We start from the raw sequence: 24,339 nt of genomic DNA, 5'->3' as shown, positions 1-24,339 counted from the left end.
ATATATTTACATTTATTATACGTGAGGAGTGGGAAGATGATTTTACACGAAGTGGAAACGGCTTCACGTGAAGTTGTAGAGAAGCTACAATTGTCACGATTAAAGGAAACAGTGAAGTTGGTGTATAAGAACGTACCATTCTATAAAGAAAAATTAAGGCTAAAAGGCATAAATCCAGAAAATATTGTTGATTTAGAGCAAATAAAAGGGCTACCATTTACGACGAAGAAAGACTTAAGAGAGCAATACCCTTTCGGTTTATTTGCCGTTGATCAACAACAAATTGTCCGTGTTCACGCTTCCTCAGGAACAAGTGGTAAACCAACAGTGGTTGGCTATACTTCAAATGATATTCAAATGTGGAGTGAAGTGGTGGCAAGAGCGATTGTGATTGGAGGTGGCCAACCAGGAGACTGCTTACATAATGCGTATGGATATGGATTATTCACAGGTGGGTTAGGTTTACACTACGGAAGTGAGCAGCTCGGGATGATGACAGTTCCTGTATCTGGTGGGAATTCAGACCGCCAAATCCTACTCATTCAAGACTTTAAACCTACGATCATTTGCGGAACCCCATCGTATATGCTAAATCTTGCTGAAAAGATGGAGAAGGCAGGAATTGACCCAAAGGCAACGTCATTGAGCTACGGAATTTTTGGAGCTGAGCCATGGTCAGAAAAAATGAGAGAAAGACTAGAAAAGAAATTCAACATTAAAGCATGTGACATATATGGATTGAGTGAAGTGATTGGCCCAGGTGTAGCGATGGAGTGCCACGAAGCGCAGGATGGGCTCCACATAGCTGAAGATCATTTCTTTGTAGAGGTTATTGATCCTTATACACTGGAAAACCTACCTGATGGAGAGGAAGGAGAATTGGTGTTTACAAGTTTAACGAAAGAGGCAATGCCAATCATTCGTTACCGGACGGGAGATATCGCATCGGTTCGTCGGGAGAAATGCGTTTGTGGACGAACCTCGATAAAGATGTCACGCGTAAAGGGAAGAGTAGATGATATGTTAATCATCCGTGGAGTAAATGTTTATCCTTCTGAGATAGAACATCATTTGTTAACAGTCTCCCAATTATCGCCTCATTATCAACTACATTTGAAGCAAAATCATCATATGGATGTAGTCGAATTACAAGTGGAAATGAGTGAGGATTTTTTTCATAGTGTTCGTGGTGATTTGCAACATAAAAGGGTCCATTTTCTAGCAAAGGAAGTCGAACACTTACTGAAAAATGCTTGTTTAGTATCAATTCATGTGACCGTACAAAAACCAAATTCATTACCACGTTCGGAAGGAAAAGCGATTCGAATTGTCGATCACAGAAATAAAGTGGTCAATTAGGTGACGAAAATGGCAAAGAGGAATTTAGGAACGAATAACCTTTAATGGGTTATTCGTTATTTTATTTGTTAGAAAAAATAGTTCACCAAAGGAACTGGTACGGTTAGAGAAATCTATTTATCTTACAAGGTATAATTAGGAAAATGACATTAATACATGATAAAAATTCATCAGAGGTATGGAATCTTAATAGATGGAGAATAGAGTAAGAGGAAATGGAATCGGGAAACTTACGATTATGGTTGTGGGGACAGTTCATTTCGCTACACACCTATTCGTGACGATATAACAGAATGACAAAATGATATTTGACAAAAAGAGATAAATCAAGTGATTGAAAAAGTAAAACGCTTCAAGCCTACTAAGCTAGTATTAGTAGTGGTAAAGGAAGATGAAGGAAAATAAAATCAAGAGTATCAAAATCTACAAGACAAATTTCCTAAGAAATGGATGAAGGCAATCAGCTAGGCTCATCATTCCCCCTGTATTCTTGGACGAGAGCATGGAGCCTATGTGAATTTGGTGAATCTACTGTTCGCATTTAATGTATTGCCAGTAGATAATAAATTTTCCTCAAAGAGCGTCCTATCAAAGTGATATCGATCAAGTAGTATTGTTTAGGAACTTCGCCCTTTCATTGCTAGTGGTGCGTTCTTCATTACTGGATAGGTCAAGGCTAACAGGATCCATCCGCTGGAACCTAAAAGGGTAAATAATAGAAGGATATTAACTTGAGAAAACCATTCTAAAAAAGAAGCTAAATTTAATTTCGACATCAACAGGGTTAAGGGTAGATTAATGGAGAAAAAGATAATAAAAAAATTACGTGCTCCTAATCTACGCCAACAAGCTGTTAAAAAGGAGCTAAAGCCAAGTAACAGAAAACCAAGCATTAAGTCAATCCAAAAATAGTTTAGAAAATGGTACTCTTGTGAATAGAAATATCCGGGATGATAAAAAGATAATTCGTGAATACCAGATTGATATAAGAAGTTCATTATGAGGTAAACAATATTTAGAACGAAGATACCGACAATGACCATCCATGTGGTAATCACATAATAGGACTTTAAAAATTGTGCACGTGTACTCCCTAGGGCAATGGCAATATGAAAAGGAAAAAATAAACCAACAGCGGCTATTGTACAAATCCCCCCATACATAGGACCGAATAAGGAAGTGGGGATACGAAGGTCAAATACAACACCAATCACTACATAGACAGCAGCAAGGAGAACGGTGATAAACGAAAATAGTCGCAAAAACCAACTTAGGTCTTCATAAATTAATCGATAGGTTCCTCTGATAGCGTTCATTTCATAACCACTTCCTTTGTGGTCATATTCACTAAATAGTCTTGTAATGACGATTTATTAATCGAAATATTTAGTGATTCACTCATTTCCTTCCACTCGTCTGAATACATAGCATCGATCATGACCGTAGTCGTTAAGTCTTCTTTAAGAGAGTCAATAATGTTCGCATGCTCCGTTGCCTTTTCAATGCTGTCGTGGGCACCAGTTAAGGTTATGCCTCTTTTCTCAATATCTTTCATTTTTTCATGAAACAATACCTTTCCAGCATGTACGACGACGAGTGATTCACACAATGGCTGAATTTCCTCAACATGATGTGTGGAAATAAAAAGGAGTCGTGGATGATGCTTATAGCTTTCCGTTAAGGCACGATAAAATTGCTTCCGATGAACAGCATCCAATCCGTTCGTTGGTTCATCAAGAATGGACACAGCTGCATTACTTGACAGGCCAAGTATTAGTTGAGCAGCGGTTTTCATTCCTTTTGAAAATTTTGTAAGGTTCTTATTTAACGGTAAATTGAAGATACGACTGAACTGTTCTGCTTGCTCCCCGTCCCAATTTGGATAAAAGTATTGACCATATTTAAAAACATCTTTCATCGTCCACGTTCTACCAAATGGATGATTTTCTTGTATATAACAAAGATGCTCCTGTGCAGCTAAGTTTTCATAAGGGTCCATACCCATAATTGAAATAGTCCCTTTATGCGGTCGTTCATATCCTGCAAGTAAGTTCATAAGTGTCGTTTTCCCTGCACCATTACGTCCCCACAGTCCGCAAATTCCTGGATCGCTCTTCTTTAATGTAAACTGATTCAATACTGGTGTCTGTTGATAGAAAAAATCTACTTCTTCGACATCAATCATTATGATCCCTCCACTATCTATTTCTTACTACCTCTAAAAACGAATACATTTTAATACGGTTATTATGTTATTTTCGTTAAACCTATCAGAAACCACAAAAGGAAACGTATGTGAAACGTTGAGAACGGAACAACTCAAAGAATTAGATTAATTCCACCCTATAACCATAATATTCTATAATATTTGCATTTTTCAATTACCAATGTATGTTTTGGATAAAAAATGTATACATCAAGTCTTTTTAGATCGTTGGAGAAAGATGCATACAGATGTGAAGGAACCAAGCATTAATGAGAGCTTGTTAGGTTACCAGTTCATCATGTAAAAATTTGATCACATGTTTTCATTAGAAAAGAAGGTTCTTACAGCATATAGTTAATACTGGAGGATGTAATTGAAGGTAATGATTTACATATTATGGTTTTCGAAATAATATTTAACAATTAATTATCCGAAAATTATTGTTTTTCTTTTTCATTAAGTATATTAAAATGGTATAGGAAATAATTAAACTGTAAAAAAGAGGGGAATCTATGAATCAATCAAAGAAATTAGTCCATTCAAATGAAACCGGTTTATTTGTGGTTTTATTAGTTTTGAGCATTATTATTTATGCACTATTAATTAAAATTTTTTCTTTTATAGGTGTGTTCTACCTTGCCTTGTTTTTACTCATTGTATTCATTTCTAAAGGACTGATGGTCGGTCAGATTCGAAGTAACGCTGTAAAGATAACAGAAAGTCAGTATCCTGAAATACATAGTAAAGTAGTAGAGCTTTGCAAATCAATGTCAATTAAGTCTATACCAGATGTCTATGTTATGGAATCGTCTGGAATGCTTAATGCATTTGCAACAAAACTACTTGGTAGAAATATGGTCGTTCTATTTTCAGGAGTATTTGAATTAATTGAAGAAGAGGCAGAAGATGAAGTTACTTTTATCATCGCTCATGAACTTGCTCATATTCAACGAAAACACATTTTTAAACAACTACTTATTTTACCGGCAAATTTGGTCCCATTCCTAGGTTCTGCCTATTCGAGGGCATGTGAGTACACCTGCGACCGGATGGCTGCTCACTACACTAATGCCGTAACACCTGCAACGAATGGTTTAACGGTTCTTGCTATTGGAAAGCAATTATATAGTTCTGTAGATAAAGAGGCTTATATTCAACAACTTAAAAATGAAAAGAGCTTTTTCGTATGGTTAAGTGAGTGCCTTTCTACGCACCCACACCTTCCTAAACGGATTGCAGAAGTGGAACGATTCATGGAAATGAGAGAGAAAGTGAAATTTCCTTTGCCTTTAAAGAAACTAGCTATTCTATCCGCTCTAGGCTTTACCGTCACTATCGGGGGATACGCTGCTCTTTTACTAGTGGTTCAATCCATTGATCCTGAAAAGATTGAAGCATTTGCCGAAGCCCTGGATCCTTCATCTGAAGAATATCTTTCAGAAGACGAATACGCGGATGACGAATATGCAGAAGACGAATACCTCACAGATGAAGAATACCTTTTGGAAATGGAAGCAACGCCTTTAATGGGTGCCATTTATTACGAAGACTATGAAGAGTTTCAATCTTTATTATCAAATGAGACTATAACAGAGACAGACATCAATGGGTGGAATGCACTGCATTACGCTTCGTTTTTTCCTTCTGATGAGCAAATGTTGAAGGACCTTCTCGAAGCTGGAATGCTTCCTGATACGAAGGATAACAATGGCGTAACGGGTATCCACTGGGCAATACAAAGTGAATATGCTTCCGACTATAAAGTGGAGCTTTTATTAAGCTCCGGTGCAGACCCTAATGTGATAGATGAGTTTGGAATGACGCCTTTGATGTATTCTATTTACTTCCCATCTAATATAGAATTGGTTGAAATGTTACTAAATGCAGGTGCCGATGTACAGGTGGTCGATAATGACGGATTTACTGCATTGGATTATGCGACGGAGTATGGATCAGAACGACTGGTGAATCTCCTAAGTGAATAATAGTGATACAGAACAGTGAGCGCGTGACGGAAAAGGCTTCTATACTAATATTCTTAAATAGGAGTCTAAGGAAATGAAGTTGCCTGCTTCTATAAGGTGAAATGCATTAATAAAGTAAATATGTTTATCTGATACCTGAGGGTTGCTCGTTTTTTAGAGTAGCCTTTTTTCTATGTTAATAGAATAATGTGTTGAAGAGCAGCACCCGATTGACATGAAAAATAAATGAATGTCTAAGCTAAAAAAAGACAGGATAGCAAGGCATGAGGGATGATTTAAAGCAAGAAGTACATTATCGTGGTAAAACAAATTTTTCATTTTATCATATCGTGAAGTTACAGTGACTAATGATTATAGACCTATTAAACTGAATGGAAGTTAGGATACTTAATTAGTTAAGTCCTAAAAAGTAGGGAAATAATGGTTGACATGAAAAGTGTATTATAAGTATAATACGATACGTAAGGTGTACTATAGAGTATATACACTTAAGAAGTTGCGTATATCTTCGTTAATACATAATGCTTGTTTGGTGTATTTACTATAGGGGTAGATGGTCAACGATCGGCTGAAGTTTATACAGCTGTATCTATAGTGAATTGGTAGTCCAATCGTTCTGGGGAAAGAAAGGTGTTTTTTTGTCATTAGTGTATTAATTGATTAATACAGATGTGTTATTCATTACGTTTATCTAGGAGTTGGGTGTATGGTGTTAAAGTTTAATAATCGGGATCCCGTATATGTGCAAGTCATCCAGCATTTTAAGGAACAAATTGCATCAGGTCATTATGAACAAGGGCAGGAGGTTCCATCTCGAAGAGAATTAGCGAACCAATTTAAAATTAATCCAAATACTGCGCAAAAGGCGTATAAGGAAATGGAGGAACAAGGGTTGATTTATACGGAGGGGAATTTACCAAGTCGCATTACAAACGATGAGGAAATAATAAAAATGGTACGAGAGGAACTAATTTCAGAAGCAGTGAATACATTTATTCACTCCGTACAATCCATCAATGTACCATTACCAGAGGCTTTGGCGTTAGTGGAGAAAACGTATAGACGTGAAAAGGAATGATGGGAGGAATTTCGATGATTGAAGTAAAAGATGTTGTGAAGAAATTTGGTAGAAAAAAGGTGCTAAATGGGGTTTCATTTACAGCAAATAAAGGGGAGATTACTTGTTTAATTGGTATAAATGGTGTAGGAAAAACGACTATTATGAAGTCGATTATGGCCTTAACGCCCATTGATAGTGGAGATATTCTCATTGATGGGGAGAAAATTCATAAGAAGAGCTATGAAAAGATTACCTTTATCCCGGATGTCATCACCATGTTGCCTCAAATGCGAATAGAAGAAGCCTTTACGTTCATGGCAGATTTTTATGACTGCTGGAACGAAAAACGGGCGAATGAATTACTACAATTTTTTAGACTAAAGAAAACAGACCGTATCTCGGATTTATCCAAAGGGAATACAGCAAAAGTGAATTTACTATTAGGACTTGCAATGGACGTAGATTATATCCTAATGGATGAGCCCTTTTCTGGTATCGATATCTTTAGTCGTGAACAAATTGCAGAAGTATTCACTAGCCATTTAATTGAAGATCGTGGGGTCATCATCACAACCCATGAAATAAATGATATTGAACATTTAATAGATAAAGTCGTTTTAATCGGTGAAGGAGAAGTGTTAAGAGAATTTAATACAGAAGATGTCAGGGAGAATGAAGGAAAATCTGTCATTGATGTCATGAGAGAGGTGTTTCAAGCATGAAGCGTTATTTAAAGTTAGTCAATTTTGAGTTTAATCGTTTTTTTAAATTATATCTCGTTTTACTTGGTTTGACGACCCTTTTACAAATGATAGGTGTTATTTTTGAGTCACGCAAATACGTGAATCTAGTCAATGAAGAAGTATATGGGGGAATGATGACAAAGAACGAATTTCTTAATACTTATTGGTCGATGTCATTTGTAAACGTTTCTTATTCACCAATGTTTATAGCTCCGATTGCGCTTTGTGTGATTACGTTAGGAATCTATGTCTTTTTTATTTGGTATCGAGATTGGCTTGGGAAAAACACATTTAGTTATCGTTTACTTATCCTACCGACAGCGCGAATCAATGTATATTTAGCAAAGGCTACAACCATTCTACTCTTAATTTTAGGTCTTGTCACTTTACAATTAGCCTTAATCCCGGTTGAAAGACAAGTGTTTGAATGGATTATTCCAAGTGAATTTCGAACGGATCTTTCTATATTTGAAATCATTAATTCTACCGAAATAATGGTATTTTTGATTCCCGAATCATTATTTGAATTTATTCTTCACTATGGGTTTGGCATGATAGCTGTTATTCTTGTTTTTACAGCAATTTTATTTGAGCGTTCTTTTCGTATAAAAGGGGTGTTTTATGGTATTCTCTATAGTGCTGTGTCCCTCTTTCTACTATTTTCTCCAACCATGATGAATGTTTTCCTACTAGGAAATTACTTTTATCCGATGGAACTCTTTCTTATGGAATTGGCAGCGGGTACCCTCGTTGGCGCAGTTGCCATTTACACGAGCAACTATCTCATCAAGCATAAAATAATGGCTTAATAGGAGGACATCATAATGAAACGATATTGGAAACTTATGTCGCTATGTATTGTGACGATAATCATAATTGGTACATTTTATACACAATCTCACTTTGCTGCGAAAGAAAAGATCATCGTTGAATGGGAAAAGGTTAGTGGTAATGAGGAAGAAGTGAAGGATTTACTACTTAATGCATCGAGTGAAGGCTATCTATCACTTCAAATTTCAACTGAAGGAACGGACCATTTAAGCAATCAATCTATATTTAAAAACTTAACAAGTGTTAATACTGTTTTTCGCGATATGATAAAAGAACATAAAAAATTCATGCGGGGAAAAAGGTTAATGCCTGATTCCTTTTATGAAGATGATTCCCAAATTGCTTATGCGAATATCACCTATAGTGAGTTGAATCAACTTTCAAGAGATTATTCTTTTGACATTGCTGTATTAAATAAAAAAACAGATGAAATTATTTCATTCAAGTTAGATGTGCCAAATAATGAAATTTATGACTGGATTCATGTCGAGGAAGTTCAAATGATAGATAATGAGCTAAAGGTCATTACACAAGGTAACTTAACTGGAGAGGAAGACGAACTAGTAAGTGTTATTACATTTGATTTAGAGAATGAAAGGATTGTAGATGATGAAGTGATTTTCTCCGAGGAAACAGCCGAGAACGGAGGGTCACACGTCTATATGATGGAGGACTATCCATCTATTGAACCGCAAAAATATTTAATCATTACTACGAATACGTATACGTATAATGATGATGGTGAACGAGAGGTACAAACATTTGAAACGCTCATTTATGATATTGAAAATAAAGAATCTAAAAGATTGAAGAGTGAAACTGGAGAATTGATGGATCCTCTATCGAATAGTACAATTAATAACACTTCACTAATCATTCCATCACATGATAATAATGGCTTTGAAGTAAAGCAGTACGATATTGAAAAGGAAGAATGGGGAAAAAGTGTAACATTTGATTTTATTAATACAAAAACGAATAGTCAAGAATACATGCAACTAATGAATGGAAAAATCTATTTTATTCAATCAACTATGAATGATTATACTCTTTATATTGGTGACCTTTTAACGGGCGAATTATTATATGAAGGGAAATTAAAGGTGAATAAGAAGTCTGATTTGTTGCAATTCCATCATATAGATTATATTTTATAAGGGACATCATGCAATAGATTGTAGTTTGAACAGGTGGTAAAATAATAGTGGTAAAACGTTTGGTAACTTGATAATTTTAAAGTAAATGCCTAAAAACCCTTCCATGAATGTGGACAGGGTTTTTAGGCATTTACTGTACTTGGATATTTAGACATACATTATTGAAAAATTCGATCTCATGAATAATAAAATAGAAAAAAAGCACCATTCATTTTCATCCTATAGTAAGTTATGATAAACTTTGTTTCAAACAAATAGTATAGGAGATTCATAATGAAATTAGTATCATGGAACGTCAATGGACTAAGGGCGGCTGTAAAAAAAGGGTTTTTAGAGTATTTCCAAACGGTAGATGCCGATTTTTTCTGTATTCAAGAGTCGAAGCTTCAAGAAGGGCAAATTACGCTTGAGCTTGAAGGCTACATACAATTTTGGAATTATGCCGAAAAAAAAGGGTACTCTGGTACGGCGATTTTTACGAAGCATGCGCCACTCTCCGTATCATATGGTGTCGGGGATGAAGAGGAAGAGCGAGAAGGGCGAATTATTACCTTGGAATATGAGGGCTTTTATCTTGTCAATGTATACACCCCAAATGCGAAACGAGATTTAGCACGATTAGAGGAAAGGTTGGAGTGGGAAGAGGCAATTAGGGCATACTTAATCCAACTAGATCAACGGAAGCCTGTCATTTACTGTGGGGATTTAAATGTTGCACATCAGGAGATTGATTTAAAAAATGCGAAGACAAATAAAGGGAATTCTGGTTTTACTCTAGAGGAACGAGGAAAAATGACGAATTTACTCAATGCTGGTTTTGTCGACACATTCCGCTATCTTTACCCTACTCAAGAAGGAGCCTATTCGTGGTGGTCCTATATGAGTAAAGTGAGAGAGCGAAATATTGGATGGAGGATTGATTATTTCATTTTGTCTGAATGCCTCCTCGACAAATTAGTGGATTCCAAAATCCATTCGCACGTCTTCGGAAGTGATCACTGCCCCATTTTATTGGACATACAATTGTAAAAGGAGCTAACGTATGAATTATCAAGATTATTTCACCATGGATATTCTTCAAGACATTTTAATCTCAATCAGTATTTTAGCCATATTTCTTCTGTTTAGAAAGATTTTCACGTCTTACGTTTATCGCTTTTTAATTAGAGTAAGTAAAAAGTCCCCGACGACATTGTTCACCCATATCTTTACGGCGTTTGAAAATCCAATCGGGTGGTTGTTTATTGTTTTCGGTGTATTCATTGCCGTTGATTTTTTCCCTTTTCTTGATCAAAACAATCCTTTATTTATGAAGATTTTTCGTTCACTTGTCATTTTTCATATAAGCTGGGGGTTGTATAATCTTACATCCTCTTCATCCATTCTCTTTCAAAATGCACGGGAAAAATATCATCTTGAAGTGGACGATATTTTAATTCCCTATTTATCTAAAGGTGTACGCTTTATTGTGATTGCCATTAGCTTTAGTATTATCGCGCAAGAATTTGATTACGATGTCAATGGATTTGTTGCGGGGTTAGGACTAGGTGGATTAGCGTTCGCGCTTGCTGCAAAAGATGCAATAGGGAATTTCTTTGGTGGTATTGTGATTATTACGGAAAGACCGTTTTCAATCGGTGATTGGATTAAAACACCAAGTGTCGAAGGAACCATTGAGGATATTACGTTTAGAAGTACGAAGGTGCGTACATTTGAACAAGCGCTTGTGACGGTACCAAATGCTTCGTTAGCCAATGAAGCCATTACGAATTGGAGTAAAATGGGGAAACGTCGAATTACGTTTAATTTAGGGTTAACCTATGATACACCAAAAGAGAAAATTGAATTAGTCGTTCAACGAATTAAACTTCTTCTTGAAAATCATGATGACATTCATCAAGACACCATTTTTGTAACCTTTAATGAATTTAATACAAATAGCTTAGACATTTTTCTCTACTTTTTTACGAATACAACGGACTGGGGAGAATATTTAAAGGTTAGGGAGAACATAAATTTAGAGATTTTAAACATATTAGAAGAGGCAAAAGCTGAAGTGGCGTTTCCAACGAGAACTCTCTATCTGCAGCCTAATGAAGATACGATAGCCCATCTATCAAAATCAATGGCTCAAAAATCTTTCGAAACCGAAAGGGATGCCTAATATTTAGACGAAAACCCGAATAAGGAGAGGATTCCTTTGTTCGGGTTTTTTCATGTTATGAATAGAGGGACTCATTTGGGACAGCAAACTTCCCATCGATATTCGGTTTAAATTGAATGACGTTCATAACAGCATTTAGATTTAAAGGGCCATATATATGTGGGAATAATTGACCGAGTTTTTGTAAATCTTCAAATACGATTGTAGAAGTTACCTTGTCTGGGTCAATTCTTAAGAGGACTAAATTAGTTTGACCGCTAAAAAATTGGTTTGCTACGTTAGCTATTTGTTCTTTTGTACAGCAATGGATAAAACCGTCTGTTTGAATACTTTTCGGTGTATACTTGACACTTTCTTTTATAATATCCCACTCTTGACGAGTCATAATATGTAAGATCACACGCTACTTCTTCCCTATAAGATTATTCTATAATTTTCTTAAGGCAATTTCCTCGCTCACAACAAGTGCTAAGTCATTATTTCCGAAAAGTGTTAATACACCAAGTAACGTTTCATGAGCAATTTCTCCAGCCTCTTCCTTTGAGACTGTTAAATCTAATGTTTGCAATAAGGCTTGATTCATTGCTTGATTCGGATAGGCTTTTTCGTAAAGTTCTTTCGGGTCAAGGTCATGGTTTATACACCATTGTGCAAATACGAGGATCATACTATTTTCATCGCGTTGGTAGTTTTCAATGATTTTCTTTTCTACATCAGTTTGTTTCATATTCCCACTCCTTAAATGACAAGTATGATCATTGTATCATATTCCTATTTTAATTGGAGAGAACGGCACACTTAGTGAGTTAAAAAAAATAAATGGTTGTTTTCCATTCTAGTAGTCCTAACAGACATTTTGTGCATAACCAAAAGGGTCTATGAATATACTCATTCTTGATAATGAGTAGGTAGTTTAGATGAAAATGAGCTAAGTGAATCGGATGTAAGAGGACAAGTGGATCGTTCCATCGGTGATTTTGTTGAAAGAGTGTTGATGAAACGTTCTACTATTTTTGTGTATAGAAGAATCTTTTAAAACGAGTAGGTAAGAAAAAGGATATTGGATATGGAACGAGAATTCATTACGTATAAAAAGTTAAGGGAAGGAGGAGTGTTTATTGATCGACTATCAAACTTTTAATTCATTTCCAGCACCAGCGGTATACTTAGACATAAAAGCATTTGATCGTAATATTGAAAAAGTGGCAAGTTTAGCAAATGGGAAAAATGTCCGAATTGCAAGTAAGTCAATTCGTTCTGTTAAATTACTTGAGCGAGTTCTTAATTCTCACGATTGCTATCGGGGGATTATGTGTTACAACCCTAATGAATGTGTCTTCTTAGCAGAGAAAGGGTTCAATGATTTACTTTTAGCCTATCCAACCACAGATCGCCAAGCACTTGTAAAAATTGCTAACCTGTACCATAAAGAGAAAGTAATCACAATCATGATTGACTCTATCAGTCATATGGAAATATTACATGAAATCGCTAGCGAATCCTCCGCGAAATTTCGCATATGCCTAGATATTGATTTAAGCCTTCGTTATTTTGGCTTTCATTTTGGCGTTAAACGCTCTCCACTTAGACATTCCCATCAAGTAGCAACACTTGTTCGTGAAAGTAAAAAGTATCCTACGCTTATTTTAGACGGCGTTATGGGGTATGAAGCACAAATTGCGGGTGTTGCGGATTCAATGCCTGGACAGTCCATGAAAAATGGGGTTATTTCCTATTTGAAAAGGAAATCGTTACAGGATTACCCTCGAAGAAGACAAGCGATTGTGGAAGCGATAAAAAGTGAAGGGATAGAGCTTAGATTTAGTAATGGAGGCGGGACAGGAAGCTTGCATCATACAAGAGAAGAAGAGGCCGTGACAGAAGTTACAGTTGGGTCTGCCTTATATGCACCACACCTTTTTGATTATTATCGTGCATTTCAATATGAGCCGAGTCTGTTTTTTACTTCACCGATTGTAAGACAACCAGAAAATGATATTTATACAAGCTATAGCGGTGGCTATATTGCTAGTGGTGCCACCGGCAAAGAAAAAGAGCCGCTCATTCATCTTCCGAAGGGAAGCGAGCTCGTTTCTTTAGAAGGTACGGGAGAGGTCCAAACGCCATTTAAGAATAATGGTGATCAGCCGTTAGCAATTGGGGATGTGATTGTTTTTCGACATAGTAAAGCGGGGGAACTGGCTGAACGATTTACTCACATTCAACTTGTTGAAAATGATCAAGTAATAGATTCATATACGACCTATCGGGGGGATGGACAATGCTTTCATTAAAAGAAACATCTCAAGCTATGTACAATTGGTCAGAATCGTTTCGGTTTCAACCAGAATTCATTCATAAGCCGACGAGTATAGAAGAGATAGTAGAAATTGTAAATCTTGCTTCTTCTCAAAATCGAAAAATCCGAGTTATAGGTTCAGGTCATTCGTTTACGCCATTAATAAAAACTAGGGATATTTTATTATCTTTAGATCACTTACAAGGTGTAATAGAAGTGAATGAGGATGAGAATACAGCAGAAGTGTGGGCTGGGACAAAGCTATCCAGACTTGGTAACGAATTGCATGAATTAGGCTATTCACAAGAGAATTTAGGGGACATAAACGTGCAATCTGTTAGTGGCGCTCTGTTAACAGGTACGCACGGTACAGGCATTAATCATGGTATATTAGCTACACAAATTGAGGAAGTCACGGTCGTTTTAGCCGATGGAAAGGTGACTTCCTTCTCTAGAAAGCTGCATCCCGATGTGTTTCCGGCACATGCATTGTCGCTTGGATTACTAGGAATTGTGGTGAAAATGAAGCTTAGAATTACCCCGAAACAAAATTTTAAGCATACGAGTCATCGAGCTGAACTTAAAGCAACATTAGCTGAGCTACCGAGCTTGCTTGAGAAAAATGAGCACTTTGAATTTTATGCTTTTCCCTATTCTTCTACAATTCAGGTTAAGAAGATGAATAAAACCTCTGAGCATGGTTCATCTTATGCGTTTGAAAAATGGAAGGCGAGTAAGCTTGAAAACAGCGCGTTTTCCATTTTAAGTGAGATGGCACGCAGAAAACCTACCTGGTCTTCTTCCATTAGTCGATTCTCAGCAAAGTCCGTCCCTAATACGACGATGATTGGACCGAGCTACGAACTGTTCTCAACCGTACGATCGGTCAAGTTTAATGAAATGGAATATTCTATTCCAAGACAACATTTTGAAGAAGTGCTAGAAGAGATTTTAGCCATGATTAAGAGAGAAAATATTGCTGTCCATTTTCCAATTGAATGTCGTTTCGTCAAAGAGGATGATCTTTGGTTAAGTCCTGCTTACCAACGAGAATCTGCGTATATTGCCGTCCATATGTATAAGGGAATGCCTTATGAGGATTACTTCCGTAAAGTTGAACAAATTTTCCATAAATATGATGGAAGACCACATTGGGGAAAGCTTCATACCTTAACCTATGATGACGTTATTCGTCGTTACCCAATGATGCCGAATTTTATAAAACTAAGGGAACAAATGGATCCTAAGGACTTGTTTATGAATGATTATTTAAGTAAGATATTCGCTATTTAGTCTTGTTTAAAGTGAACGAAGGGACTCTTATCTCTAGGAGTTCCTCTTTCCGTTTATAAGAATGAGAAGGAGAGTCGTGCGAATGCCAGGTATTGAGCATAAAACCTACATTAATGTACCTTTAGAAGAAGTAAAGTGATTTCAACATCTCAAGGATGGAATGCTTGGTTGACAGATGACACATCGATAGAAATAAACGAAGGTGGAACGGGAGAAATACGATTGAGATGGACAACGATTGGTAGAATTTATAACAATGCATTGATTAGGGAATAAAAACTTTCTTAACATGTCCTGTTGATACGAATAGCTGATGTTTTTATAAAAGATACATTGAGTAAGTACACTCCTCTCCTATAGCACATAAGATAATTTGTAATTATAAATTATCTTATGGAAGGGGATTAAAGGAATGTACTATGTGCCATGCATATATCGGTATCCTTCCTACGGGAATTTACCGATACATACTTACAAAAATTCTACAGGTTATGGTTCTAGGGCTATTTTTAATAAGGCATATGCTCCGTATCGACCAATTGATCGTCATAATAGGATTGTGTTAAAAGATTTCGGTGCAAGTCCATTTGTTACAAATATTGATGAAGTCACCAAACAAAACAATACGTATCGAACGGTAATATGGACAGGAAATCATTTGCAAGTCACATTGATGAGTCTCAACGTTGGGGAAGATATCGGTTTGGAAATTCACCCTAACACTGATCAATTCTTAAGAGTTGAACAAGGTCAAGGAATTGTACAAATGGGTAAGGATAGAGAAAAATTAAGTATGCAAAGAAGCATTTTTCGTGACTCGGCCATTATGGTACCGGCTGGAATATGGCATAACGTAATAAATACAGGAAACGTCCCTTTAAAACTATATTCAATCTATGCGCCTCCAAACCACCCATTTGGTACTATTCATAGGACTAAAGCAGATGCAATGGCTTCAGAATAAGGTCATGGTTATGAATTAGCATTACTAGATTCCTTAAGTTTATTAATAGGAGGAAAGCTATGAGGTTTCTTATTATTGGTGGAACTCGATTTCTTGGACGGTATCTTGTAGAATCGGCGAAAGAAAAGGGACATAGCATTACTTTGTTTAATAGAGGAAAATCCAATCCATCCTTATTTAAAGATATTGAAAGAATTATTGGGGATAGAGAAAATGAACGTGATCTTGAAAAGTTAAGAGATAAGGAATGGGATGTAGTAATCGATACCTGTGGATATACACCTGAAATTGTTTCAAAAAGTGTAGAAATATTATCAAATAAAGTTGGACAGTATATCTTTATTTCAAGTGGATCTGTATATAAAAACCTTTTTCATGAAGATGAAATTAACGAGGAATCTGAAATAGTAACGTTATCAAAAGAGGAGTTAGATTCTGTTACAGAAGAAAAATCAGGACGATTTAATCAGGAATATTACGGGCCTTTAAAGTATTTAAGTGAACAGGAAGTCATTAAAAAAATGGATGGAAAATGTCTCATCGTGCGTTCAGGATTAATCGTTGGTCCGAATGATTCGACAGATAGATTTACTTATTGGCCATACCGCGTTTCACTTGGTGGAAATATTTTGGCTCCAGATAATGAAGAACGAAAAGTTCAGTTTATCGATGTTAGAGATCTTGCTAAATGGATAATTTTAATGGCCGAAAAAAATGAAACTGGAATTTTTAATGTCACGGGGCCGAAAAGAAAACTTTCCATGGGCGAGTTATTACATTCCTGTAAAAGAGTTTTAAATACTGATGCAAACTTTGTATGGGCAAGTAAGGATTTTTTAGTAGCTCAGAATGTCCAACCTTGGATAGAGCTTCCCTTGTGGGTTCCAACTGACAGTGATTATGGCATGAATTTTGAAAAGGCGATTGAGAAAGGACTAGAAATCAGACCTATTTCAGATACCATTAGAGATACATTTGCGTGGAATCAAAATCGAAAGTTGGAGTCGAGGAGAGCTGGGTTATCATTAGAGCGAGAAAAAGACATTTTAAAGGAATGGTTTCGTAATCATTAAACGAACTTAACTGTAGTGGAAAGGCTTACGAAATGTATCTTGAATATATGTTTTATGTAATCGGGAGCGCTTATTGAATAGTGCGCCCGATTTTTGTGGAATGGACCAGGTTTTGGAAAAAGGAGATTGTTAAATATATCGATATTTGAAATAATGGAATAAATAATAATATTTGATAGAAAGAGGTTGCTTTTGAAATATATTGAAATTGGTATCGGAAATAGTTGGTTCATTAGAACAGAAATAGAATTAGAAGATGGTACAGAATGTGAAGAAAAAGGAATTAAACGTCCAATAAATCTTCAGTCCCTTTACTTGAGAATTTGGATTGGAAACTCTGTATTAATAATAGATTCAATCGAGGGATTTAAAAGAATGAAGAAAAAAAGAAAAAAATTTAAGTTTATTGTAGGGATTGTCAGTAAATAAGATTTGTTGTAGAAATGACGGCTATAATGGCATTCAACTAATCTTATTAATATACGAATGGGTGTTATTCCAGAAAAGTGACCAAACTTAAAGTGTAAACATATATCCCACGAAAAATTGATTTTGTCGGAAGAAATGTTTGAATCAAATATGAAGAGAAATATGGTGAATACTCTCTCAATATGTTGGGGGAATCAGCGAACCAAAACGAAGAATACTCAGCAATATTTTATGATTATTGGAGAAGTACAATGATAGTTCATTTTCTTGTCAAAAATTATTATAATAATGGTTTTCATCAACTTACTGACCACTATAAAGAATGAGCTAATAGCCATGCCTTAGAAAGTGCATGGAAACAACACTGTTATAAAGTAATGCTACTCACAGGGTCAAAAAAAGAAGAGACATTATTATTTTATGAAAACGTAGGTTTTAAGAAAGATGTGAAAACTGGTTTTATCGCTACTCCTTAATCTTTAAAGGTATTCAATGACTAGTTCTTTTTTGTTCAAGAATAGTGCAGGATAGTTTAATAGGAAATGGAAATGTTCAAGATTTACAAACTATCGACTGCAATGATCTAACATCATGTCTTTTTCCTGGAAAATTATTGTAATATTAGAGTTATTTTAAGATGATTGTTTTTAAATGGTTAATCACAATAGTTAAATAAGTACTAGGGTTTAGTCAGTAATCTAAAACTAATAAGGAAGGAAGATATTGAATGAAGAAGTTTATGATGGGTTTAATAGCTGGGGGTGTGTCCGTATTTTTAGTTACTATGATGATCAACAAGGAGGATGCAACGGCGAGTGATAGTAAAGAAGCTCGTTCTGATCGTATTGCAGCTGTCCTAGAAGATGCAAGAGAAGAATATGGTTTATTCAGTTTCGGAATAGGTGGTACTGACCCTATCATATCGATTGGAATGGACAAATCCAAAAGTGAACAAGAATTTCGAGATTATTTAGAGAAAAATATTGCTGTATCCGATTTGGTCCACTACAAGATTGAAGTTTTTAAAAAAAGCATACGAGAGTTGGAAATGGAGAGCGCATTGAAGGATCTTAATGGTATTGTGTATGATTACATTAAGGAAAAGAATTATACTGGTATTGAAGTTCACTATCCTTCTATTGAACCTGAACCAATGATTACGGTAACGATTCCTAAGAATAGTAGACTATCAAGTGAAGGGTTAAAATCTGAGATAGAAAACTTATTGACTTCCAAGGATACTGCACTCCTTGTCAAGGATATTTCTTATAAAATTCAAGTAATTAAATCTTAAATCAGCCTATAACTTCAGAAGAACAAGCCCTTTTCAGTAATCTTTTTTAATAGGGCTTCTTTTTGTTGACGATGCGATGAAGACTTGTGAATGTTAAAGGCCAAGCTTTATTCAAACCAACAATTGGAAATGGGAAGTCTTATGTAATCTATAGACTCCGATATAAAGAGTGGAAGAATATTATTCTTATAGAAATAATTTGTCAAAAATATTTCATTTAATGGTATGATGAACAGGAAAGTGTTGAAATTGTAATAGAAAAATAATGTAAAGGGGGATGTAGGTGGAGTTGAGTCATCATAAAATTGAATTCTGTTAATTAATGTAAAAAAATAACAGAAAATTCAATTAAATTGAATTGTTAAAAAATACATAAACATAAGGAGAAATTATGATGAAACTAGTTTCGAAATTAGTAGCTATTATTTTGTTATTTACGTTATTTGCCACACCTACTTTTCACAATCCGGCTGTAGTTTCTGCAGCAGAATCGAATGCAAATTGGATGGAACAAGTTTATTCAAGTACACCTGAGTTTGGTAAGCAAACATTACGAGAGGTCATTTTACCAGGTACACATGATTCTGGAACAGCAACGATGGACGATGCAAACGATCCGAGAGATCCAGGGCCGGATTTTTGGGATTTAAAAAATTTAGTTCAAAACGCGGCTGCTCAAGCTGGAAAATCAATTGTAGCAGATTGGTCACAAACGCAGGGCTTAACGATTGAAGAACAATTAAATGAGGGAATTCGTTATCTAGACTTACGTGTAGCGCCTAACGTGTGGCAGCCAGTATTCGATAGCTACCAAATTCAAGAAACAAATTTACGCACTCTTCACGGACTATATGGTGAAGGGGTCAATGAGATCATTGCAGATACGAAAACGTTTTTAGATGAAAACGAGAAGGAAATTGTCATTCTTGATTTCCAGCATTTCTATGAAATGACTGAAAGAAGCTATGAATATTTAAATACATTATTACAAGATACATTTGGTGATTTATTAGTACCATCGTCCTATGGAGTAAATATTCCGCTTGAACAGCTATGGAGTGAGAATAAACGTGTGATCGTCCTTTACGGAAGTGATCATCAACGCTATACGGATACGCTAGATATAAGAAGCCTTTATGCAGAAGAGTTTAATTCATGGATTTGGGATCGTAAAACCAATATGCAATCGAGATGGGCTAACACGACGGATGTAACGGTATTAAAAAATACACTTGACGAAGCTATTGAATCAGCTAGTCAAAATAAATTTTTTGTTCTCCAAGGAGTATTAACGGCAGATGATAATGCCATCGTCGATGCAGTACTTGGAGGCATTGACCCATTTTCTGCAACGGCTGTGGATTCCTTACACGATCTTGTAAGGTTGGCAAACAATGAAATACCGAATTGGGTTCAAAATGACTGGGCAGACGAGCCTTTAAATATTATTATGATGGATTGGTTTGAAGAAACAGATATTGTGAATATTATTAAAAACATGAATGAAGGAAAAACGTTTGATGGGCCGGATAAGGATGACTTTACATTAGTGGCAACTATTTCATCAGAGGGCGGACCACAATCAGGTCAAAAGCATCGTTCCAGTAATAATTTTACGACGGTAAATGTTCCAGCAAATACAGAGAAATTATATTGGGAAATTTCTGGAAACACCAATGCAGATGCAATTAGCTTTAGTGTGAAGGAAGATGTGGCTATATGGACAGATCCAATTGTGTTTAATTCATTAAAGAGTGGTTCTTATACTTCTGTAAAGAAGAATGATTCATTTTATATTGCAGACCCAAGAAACACAGGAGGGAAATCTTTTACTGTTAAGATTTATGCTGTTAAATAGATTGGAAAATGGATTCAAGTATATTGAAGAAAAGTAGTTGACTTCCTTTTTATTGCCCGTTAAAGTATGGTTATTAACATATTTAGGCAATGATGAGGACATGAATTTCTCATTAACATTTTCAGAGAGGGATGGATTGCTGGGACCATCCTAATGGTTAGAAGAAATTTACCACCTTTGAGCTGTACGAGTGAAGAGATGAGTAGTTCGTACCGTCTGACTACGATACAGTTGGAATGAGGCATCACTTAGTAAAGATGATGTGAATGTGGGTGGAACCATGGGTATTACACGTACTCATCCCTATTATAGGGATGAGTACGTGTTTTTTTTTGACAAAAAAGGAGTGGAAATCTATGGAACGATTGAAGGACGTTGTTGAGTCATTAAATAAAGAATTTTCTGTTGAATCCTTTGGGAAGGATCCTGCTTTCAGTCGATTCATCCCCGAGGTGTATCAACATGAACCTGATTGGAAATCATTCTTTGAACCAATGTTTACGCAGTTTTACAACGGATTAATGATCAAAGGAGAAGCAACCATTCGAAATGTGTTTTTAGCCGTCTTTCCGACAACTCACGTATTAGAGAAATTTATTCATAAAAGCGAGCCAGGTGATTTATTGTTTATGCATCACCCACTTGTTATGGAATGTGGGGATCCACTTGGGAAATGGGGACGTGGGTTTGTTCCCATCGAACACCACTTTTTACATCAAATAGCGGAAAAAGGGCTTTCAATTTACACCTGTCATGCACCATTAGACTATCATCCAACTTTAAGTACGAGTCTGGCAATAGCTGAACAGCTTGGGCTTGAAAACAGGGAGGGGTTTATTCACGATGACAAGCATGGAAATCTTGGTATTATCGGAAACTGTCAATCTACTAATACGGAACTATTGATAGCCAAATTAAAAGCGATATTCAACACTCCTTATGTTGATTTCGAAGGATGTCATCAGTCGGATATAAAGAAAATCGCTGTTGTAGCAGGGTGCGGTGATAAAGTGAAATGGATGAAAGAGGTTGAGGAAAGAGGAGTAGACGCCTACGTAACAGGAGAGATTCATTGCCATATTGATAATGAGTACGGGAGGATGAGATATCAAGAAATGAAGAATTATGTCAAGACGACATCCATGTCACTGATTGGTGTCTCCCATTCTGCATCGGAATACTTAGTGAAAGAAACACTTATGTCTGAATGGTTTCGTTCGCATTTTGACGTGAACCTCGTTATGATTCCTCAAGAAAAATGGTGGCTTTAGTGCCGATTTGTAAGGGGAAGAGTTTATAAAATGGTGAGCTGTTTTATTAAAATTGAAATATACCTCCAGATCTAGTTGAATGAGAATGAAGCACTTCTAATTAATGGTATTATGTTTAATTAGAGAAGCTAGAATATTTAGTAAAATAGGTAGTTTACTTCTTTTTAAGGTGGTAAAAGATATGGGAATGTCAGACTATTATAAAAGCCTTCGTGAAAAGGTTGGAAATGAATTAATATTTTTGCCTTGTGTTGTTGGAATTGTTCGTAATAAAAGAGGAGAAATCTTATTACAGAACAAAGGAAATGGGGAAAAATGGAGTCTTCCAGCAGGAGCGATAGAACTTGGAGAAGCACCTGCCCAATCTGTTGTCCGTGAAGTATGGGAGGAAACAGGTTTATCTGTCATTCCTAAAAAGCTTGTCGGAGTGTTTGGGGGGAAAGAATTTCGTTATCAGTATCCAAATGGCCATAAAGTGGAATATAACGTGTATATGTTCGATTGTACAATAGAAGGTGGCGAACTTTCTCCAATAGATGATGAGACTGTTGAACTTCGTTATTTTCATCCAAACACGATGCCAGAACTAGCTTTACCTTACCCTAAACACCTTTTTACACAAGTGGGTTGTGAAGAAGATATATATTTTCAATGGAATGAAGAGTGGGTAAAAGAGGTTTCAAAAAAATAAGAAATCTCTTTTGTGTAAAGTAGATCACGTTTTAGAAATAAGAATTGAATGAGTGATAATAGAGTACTGAGGTGAAAAGCAAAATGAAATTACATCTTACGAAAGAAGTAAATGAACGTTATAAAAAAAATATTCAAAACAAACTATATGAGTTTAATGTAAAGCACTTACCTGAAGATTTAAGGGGAAGATACGAGGAAGTAAATGTTTTTCTCTTAGATGATGATAAGAATGTTCATGGAGGTATTTTAGGGGAAATATGCTGGAATTGGTTGGAAATACATATCCTTATGATGGATGAAGAACTGCGTGGAAAGGGATATGGGACTAAACTATTACTAGAAATGGAAAGAGCAGCCAAGGAAAATAAATGTGATTTTATTAAGGTGGATACGCTAAGTTTCCAAGCATTAGATTTTTATCGAGATAACGGATATGAAATTTATGGGACATTAGACGGTGTGGGGAGAGATTATAAACATTTCTATTTAAGGAAGGATATCTAATAGATGGAAATAAGTGTGTTGGAACAAAAAATTAATTACTAATGTTTCATTACACATCGTGATGTAATATTATTGAGATTGTTAATACTATGCTAGAGAATGATTGCATAAAGCGAAAAAGTAATCGATCTTATTGAAAGATTCACAGGAAAAGAAGCCATTTTAAGTCTTTTTTAGAATGGCTTCTTTTTGATAATTAGATAGAACAAAGCATGTAATTGAAGGAATAATCCTTACTTCTGTCAAACTCTTATTTCGATTTTTATTTATTCATCTTTAAAATTATTTTCAATAAACGTAGCTTCTTCTTGTGAGCTCATTACCCCATACGCTTTGCCAACAGTTCCACCTTGGTATTCCCAGAAATAATTATGGTCTTGTACGATAGAAGAAAAATCACCATTTTTCCACTTTTCAGTAATCCTTAGCAAATCATCTTTTTTACTAAAATTACTCGTTGAAATAAACTCATAAACTTGGTTAATCGTATTATCGGACATAGGAATGGCTCCCCATTTTTTTTCAGCTTTCACTTTTTGATGAGTCATATTGTGCATTATTTCTATCACTTCTTCTTGTGTTGAACTGGAGTCGAGATCTAATTCATAGATCAATTCTCCTCCTATATTTTTGGTTTGTTCTTCTACTTCTTTTTCTTCTTCTTCTTTGTTTATTTCTTCTTCTTCAGAAATAGTTTCATCTAAAAGCAATTGATGTTCTTGTTCAACTTTTTGTTTATTTGCATGTTCATTTTCTTTCCAATTAACTAAGTCGATTCCGATAATTACAAAAATCAATATAGTAGCTGTAATAATTAATATACTTGCAAATACGATTTTGCTTTTCAAAAAGGTCACCTCTATTTTTTATTGTTTTGTCTAATAAGATGAAGTGAATGGGTCAATCATCATCTTGATTATTATCCATTTCTTACGATTAACAATGGGCTAAATTGTTAATCGTAGCCTTTGATTATGCCCTCAAGTTTTTTTACAATGATGACATGGCATCCAAAGTAAGAAAAGGTATCTTATTCTTCTACCCTCTTAATGTTTATCGATAGCTTTCATTGTATAGGAGAGAAATTACTCCATTCTAAAAAAAACCTTAACTATTTATTAATAAAAGGTTTGGTCATCCCTTTACAAAATCTTCT

The 24,339-nt window shown here is 35.6% G+C and carries 24 protein-coding genes and 1 other annotated feature; of the genes, 19 read left to right on the top strand and 5 right to left on the bottom strand.

Annotation, left to right across the window (positions count from 1 at the left end; genetic code table 11):
* Positions 1-36: 36 nt before the first annotated feature.
* A complete protein-coding gene (locus WAK64_RS07990) occupies positions 37-1,359 on the top strand; it encodes a phenylacetate--CoA ligase family protein (protein WP_336586437.1) in 1,323 nt (440 codons plus the stop codon).
* A 617-nt stretch (positions 1,360-1,976) separates the two neighbouring features.
* On the opposite strand, the gene WAK64_RS07985 is transcribed toward WAK64_RS07990, so the two are convergent.
* Both WAK64_RS07985 and WAK64_RS07980 read right to left on the bottom strand, forming a co-directional pair.
* A complete protein-coding gene (locus WAK64_RS07985; protein WP_336586436.1) occupies positions 1,977-2,675 on the bottom strand; it encodes a hypothetical protein in 699 nt (232 codons plus the stop codon).
* Positions 2,672-3,544 carry an ABC transporter ATP-binding protein gene (locus WAK64_RS07980; protein WP_336586435.1) on the bottom strand — a complete coding sequence of 291 codons (873 nt, stop codon included), beginning with the start codon at positions 3,542-3,544 and terminating at the stop codon, positions 2,672-2,674. Before WAK64_RS07980 ends, WAK64_RS07985 begins: the two co-directional genes overlap by 4 nt.
* 533 nt (positions 3,545-4,077) lie before the next feature.
* Between WAK64_RS07980 and WAK64_RS07975 the strand changes: the two genes are divergently transcribed.
* From WAK64_RS07975 to WAK64_RS07945, 7 genes are all read left to right on the top strand, one after another.
* Complete coding sequence (locus WAK64_RS07975; protein ID WP_336586434.1) at positions 4,078-5,550, top strand: M48 family metallopeptidase; 1,473 nt, start codon at positions 4,078-4,080, stop codon at positions 5,548-5,550.
* A 706-nt stretch (positions 5,551-6,256) separates the two neighbouring features.
* Entirely contained in the window at positions 6,257-6,628 is a 372-nt protein-coding gene (locus WAK64_RS07970) for a GntR family transcriptional regulator (RefSeq protein ID WP_336586433.1), read from the top strand.
* Between the two features lie 14 nt (positions 6,629-6,642).
* Complete coding sequence (locus tag WAK64_RS07965; RefSeq protein WP_336586432.1) at positions 6,643-7,332, top strand: ABC transporter ATP-binding protein; 690 nt, start codon at positions 6,643-6,645, stop codon at positions 7,330-7,332.
* On the top strand, positions 7,329-8,162 hold the full coding sequence (locus WAK64_RS07960; protein WP_336586431.1) for a hypothetical protein: 834 nt from the start codon (positions 7,329-7,331) through the stop codon (positions 8,160-8,162). The genes WAK64_RS07965 and WAK64_RS07960 overlap by 4 nt, the downstream gene beginning before the upstream one ends.
* Positions 8,163-8,177: 15 nt before the next feature.
* Complete coding sequence (locus WAK64_RS07955; protein WP_336586430.1) at positions 8,178-9,341, top strand: hypothetical protein; 1,164 nt, start codon at positions 8,178-8,180, stop codon at positions 9,339-9,341.
* 273 nt (positions 9,342-9,614) lie between these two features.
* On the top strand, positions 9,615-10,370 hold the full coding sequence (locus WAK64_RS07950; RefSeq protein ID WP_336586429.1) for an exodeoxyribonuclease III: 756 nt from the start codon (positions 9,615-9,617) through the stop codon (positions 10,368-10,370).
* Between the two features lie 13 nt (positions 10,371-10,383).
* Entirely contained in the window at positions 10,384-11,505 is a 1,122-nt protein-coding gene (locus WAK64_RS07945) for a mechanosensitive ion channel family protein (RefSeq protein WP_336586428.1), read from the top strand.
* Positions 11,506-11,560: 55 nt separating this feature from the next.
* Here WAK64_RS07945 and WAK64_RS07940 read toward each other — a convergent pair whose 3' ends face one another.
* Positions 11,561-11,905 (bottom strand): DUF952 domain-containing protein, encoded by a 345-nt coding sequence (locus WAK64_RS07940; protein WP_336586427.1) that lies wholly within the window; start codon positions 11,903-11,905, stop codon positions 11,561-11,563.
* Positions 11,906-11,932: 27 nt separating this feature from the next.
* On the bottom strand, positions 11,933-12,232 hold the full coding sequence (locus WAK64_RS07935; RefSeq protein WP_336586426.1) for a hypothetical protein: 300 nt from the start codon (positions 12,230-12,232) through the stop codon (positions 11,933-11,935).
* A 394-nt stretch (positions 12,233-12,626) separates the two neighbouring features.
* On the opposite strand from WAK64_RS07935, the gene WAK64_RS07930 reads away from it, so the two are divergent.
* From WAK64_RS07930 to WAK64_RS07880, 11 genes are all read left to right on the top strand, one after another.
* Positions 12,627-13,799 (top strand): amino acid deaminase/aldolase, encoded by a 1,173-nt coding sequence (locus tag WAK64_RS07930; RefSeq protein ID WP_419465916.1) that lies wholly within the window; start codon positions 12,627-12,629, stop codon positions 13,797-13,799.
* On the top strand, positions 13,787-15,097 hold the full coding sequence (locus tag WAK64_RS07925; protein WP_336586424.1) for a D-arabinono-1,4-lactone oxidase: 1,311 nt from the start codon (positions 13,787-13,789) through the stop codon (positions 15,095-15,097). Before WAK64_RS07930 ends, WAK64_RS07925 begins: the two co-directional genes overlap by 13 nt.
* A 135-nt stretch (positions 15,098-15,232) precedes the next feature.
* Positions 15,233-15,373 (top strand): hypothetical protein, encoded by a 141-nt coding sequence (locus WAK64_RS07920; protein ID WP_336586423.1) that lies wholly within the window; start codon positions 15,233-15,235, stop codon positions 15,371-15,373.
* Positions 15,374-15,509: 136 nt separating this feature from the next.
* A complete protein-coding gene (locus tag WAK64_RS07915; RefSeq protein ID WP_336586422.1) occupies positions 15,510-16,061 on the top strand; it encodes a cupin domain-containing protein in 552 nt (183 codons plus the stop codon).
* Positions 16,062-16,120: 59 nt separating this feature from the next.
* A complete protein-coding gene (locus WAK64_RS07910) occupies positions 16,121-17,134 on the top strand; it encodes an SDR family oxidoreductase (RefSeq protein ID WP_336586421.1) in 1,014 nt (337 codons plus the stop codon).
* Positions 17,135-17,326: 192 nt separating this feature from the next.
* Positions 17,327-17,563 carry a DUF3977 family protein gene (locus WAK64_RS07905; protein ID WP_336586420.1) on the top strand — a complete coding sequence of 79 codons (237 nt, stop codon included), beginning with the start codon at positions 17,327-17,329 and terminating at the stop codon, positions 17,561-17,563.
* 727 nt (positions 17,564-18,290) lie between these two features.
* Complete coding sequence (locus WAK64_RS07900; protein WP_336586419.1) at positions 18,291-18,857, top strand: YolC/YozM family protein; 567 nt, start codon at positions 18,291-18,293, stop codon at positions 18,855-18,857.
* Positions 18,858-19,248: 391 nt separating this feature from the next.
* Entirely contained in the window at positions 19,249-20,715 is a 1,467-nt protein-coding gene (locus tag WAK64_RS07895) for a phosphatidylinositol-specific phospholipase C domain-containing protein (protein WP_336586418.1), read from the top strand.
* An 80-nt stretch (positions 20,716-20,795) separates the two neighbouring features.
* Positions 20,796-21,023: a binding site (T-box leader), on the top strand.
* Positions 21,024-21,071: 48 nt separating this feature from the next.
* A complete protein-coding gene (locus tag WAK64_RS07890; protein WP_336586417.1) occupies positions 21,072-21,986 on the top strand; it encodes a Nif3-like dinuclear metal center hexameric protein in 915 nt (304 codons plus the stop codon).
* A 181-nt stretch (positions 21,987-22,167) separates the two neighbouring features.
* Complete coding sequence (locus WAK64_RS07885; RefSeq protein WP_336586416.1) at positions 22,168-22,677, top strand: NUDIX hydrolase; 510 nt, start codon at positions 22,168-22,170, stop codon at positions 22,675-22,677.
* An 83-nt stretch (positions 22,678-22,760) separates the two neighbouring features.
* A complete protein-coding gene (locus tag WAK64_RS07880) occupies positions 22,761-23,183 on the top strand; it encodes a GNAT family N-acetyltransferase (protein WP_336586415.1) in 423 nt (140 codons plus the stop codon).
* Between the two features lie 266 nt (positions 23,184-23,449).
* On the opposite strand, the gene WAK64_RS07875 is transcribed toward WAK64_RS07880, so the two are convergent.
* Positions 23,450-24,031 carry a DUF6241 domain-containing protein gene (locus WAK64_RS07875; RefSeq protein ID WP_336586414.1) on the bottom strand — a complete coding sequence of 194 codons (582 nt, stop codon included), beginning with the start codon at positions 24,029-24,031 and terminating at the stop codon, positions 23,450-23,452.
* Positions 24,032-24,339 lie beyond the last annotated feature (308 nt).

Origin of the sequence: Bacillus spongiae (assembly GCF_037120725.1) — a bacterium.
GTDB lineage: Bacteria > Bacillota > Bacilli > Bacillales > Bacillaceae_K > Bacillus_CI > Bacillus_CI spongiae.
Note: the sequence above shows the minus strand (reverse complement) of the source record. Positions and strands in the feature narration are given on the sequence as shown.

What these genes read in the sequence shown, in the direction of transcription:
- WAK64_RS07885 (WP_336586416.1), top strand. Translation starts at nt 22,168, where the DNA reads ATGGGAATGTCAGACTATTATAAAAGCCTTCGTGAAAAGGTTGGAAAT.
- WAK64_RS07975 (WP_336586434.1), top strand. Translation starts at nt 4,078, where the DNA reads ATGAATCAATCAAAGAAATTAGTCCATTCAAATGAAACCGGTTTATTT.
- WAK64_RS07880 (WP_336586415.1), top strand. Translation starts at nt 22,761, where the DNA reads ATGAAATTACATCTTACGAAAGAAGTAAATGAACGTTATAAAAAAAAT.
- WAK64_RS07890 (WP_336586417.1), top strand. Translation starts at nt 21,072, where the DNA reads ATGGAACGATTGAAGGACGTTGTTGAGTCATTAAATAAAGAATTTTCT.
- WAK64_RS07910 (WP_336586421.1), top strand. Translation starts at nt 16,121, where the DNA reads ATGAGGTTTCTTATTATTGGTGGAACTCGATTTCTTGGACGGTATCTT.
- WAK64_RS07935 (WP_336586426.1), bottom strand. Translation starts at nt 12,232, where the DNA reads ATGAAACAAACTGATGTAGAAAAGAAAATCATTGAAAACTACCAACGC.
- WAK64_RS07980 (WP_336586435.1), bottom strand. Translation starts at nt 3,544, where the DNA reads ATGATTGATGTCGAAGAAGTAGATTTTTTCTATCAACAGACACCAGTA.
- WAK64_RS07955 (WP_336586430.1), top strand. Translation starts at nt 8,178, where the DNA reads ATGAAACGATATTGGAAACTTATGTCGCTATGTATTGTGACGATAATC.
- WAK64_RS07915 (WP_336586422.1), top strand. Translation starts at nt 15,510, where the DNA reads ATGTACTATGTGCCATGCATATATCGGTATCCTTCCTACGGGAATTTA.
- WAK64_RS07985 (WP_336586436.1), bottom strand. Translation starts at nt 2,675, where the DNA reads ATGAACGCTATCAGAGGAACCTATCGATTAATTTATGAAGACCTAAGT.
- WAK64_RS07900 (WP_336586419.1), top strand. Translation starts at nt 18,291, where the DNA reads ATGAAGAAGTTTATGATGGGTTTAATAGCTGGGGGTGTGTCCGTATTT.
- WAK64_RS07895 (WP_336586418.1), top strand. Translation starts at nt 19,249, where the DNA reads ATGATGAAACTAGTTTCGAAATTAGTAGCTATTATTTTGTTATTTACG.
- WAK64_RS07950 (WP_336586429.1), top strand. Translation starts at nt 9,615, where the DNA reads ATGAAATTAGTATCATGGAACGTCAATGGACTAAGGGCGGCTGTAAAA.
- WAK64_RS07970 (WP_336586433.1), top strand. Translation starts at nt 6,257, where the DNA reads ATGGTGTTAAAGTTTAATAATCGGGATCCCGTATATGTGCAAGTCATC.
- WAK64_RS07925 (WP_336586424.1), top strand. Translation starts at nt 13,787, where the DNA reads ATGCTTTCATTAAAAGAAACATCTCAAGCTATGTACAATTGGTCAGAA.
- WAK64_RS07990 (WP_336586437.1), top strand. Translation starts at nt 37, where the DNA reads ATGATTTTACACGAAGTGGAAACGGCTTCACGTGAAGTTGTAGAGAAG.
- WAK64_RS07945 (WP_336586428.1), top strand. Translation starts at nt 10,384, where the DNA reads ATGAATTATCAAGATTATTTCACCATGGATATTCTTCAAGACATTTTA.
- WAK64_RS07960 (WP_336586431.1), top strand. Translation starts at nt 7,329, where the DNA reads ATGAAGCGTTATTTAAAGTTAGTCAATTTTGAGTTTAATCGTTTTTTT.
- WAK64_RS07965 (WP_336586432.1), top strand. Translation starts at nt 6,643, where the DNA reads ATGATTGAAGTAAAAGATGTTGTGAAGAAATTTGGTAGAAAAAAGGTG.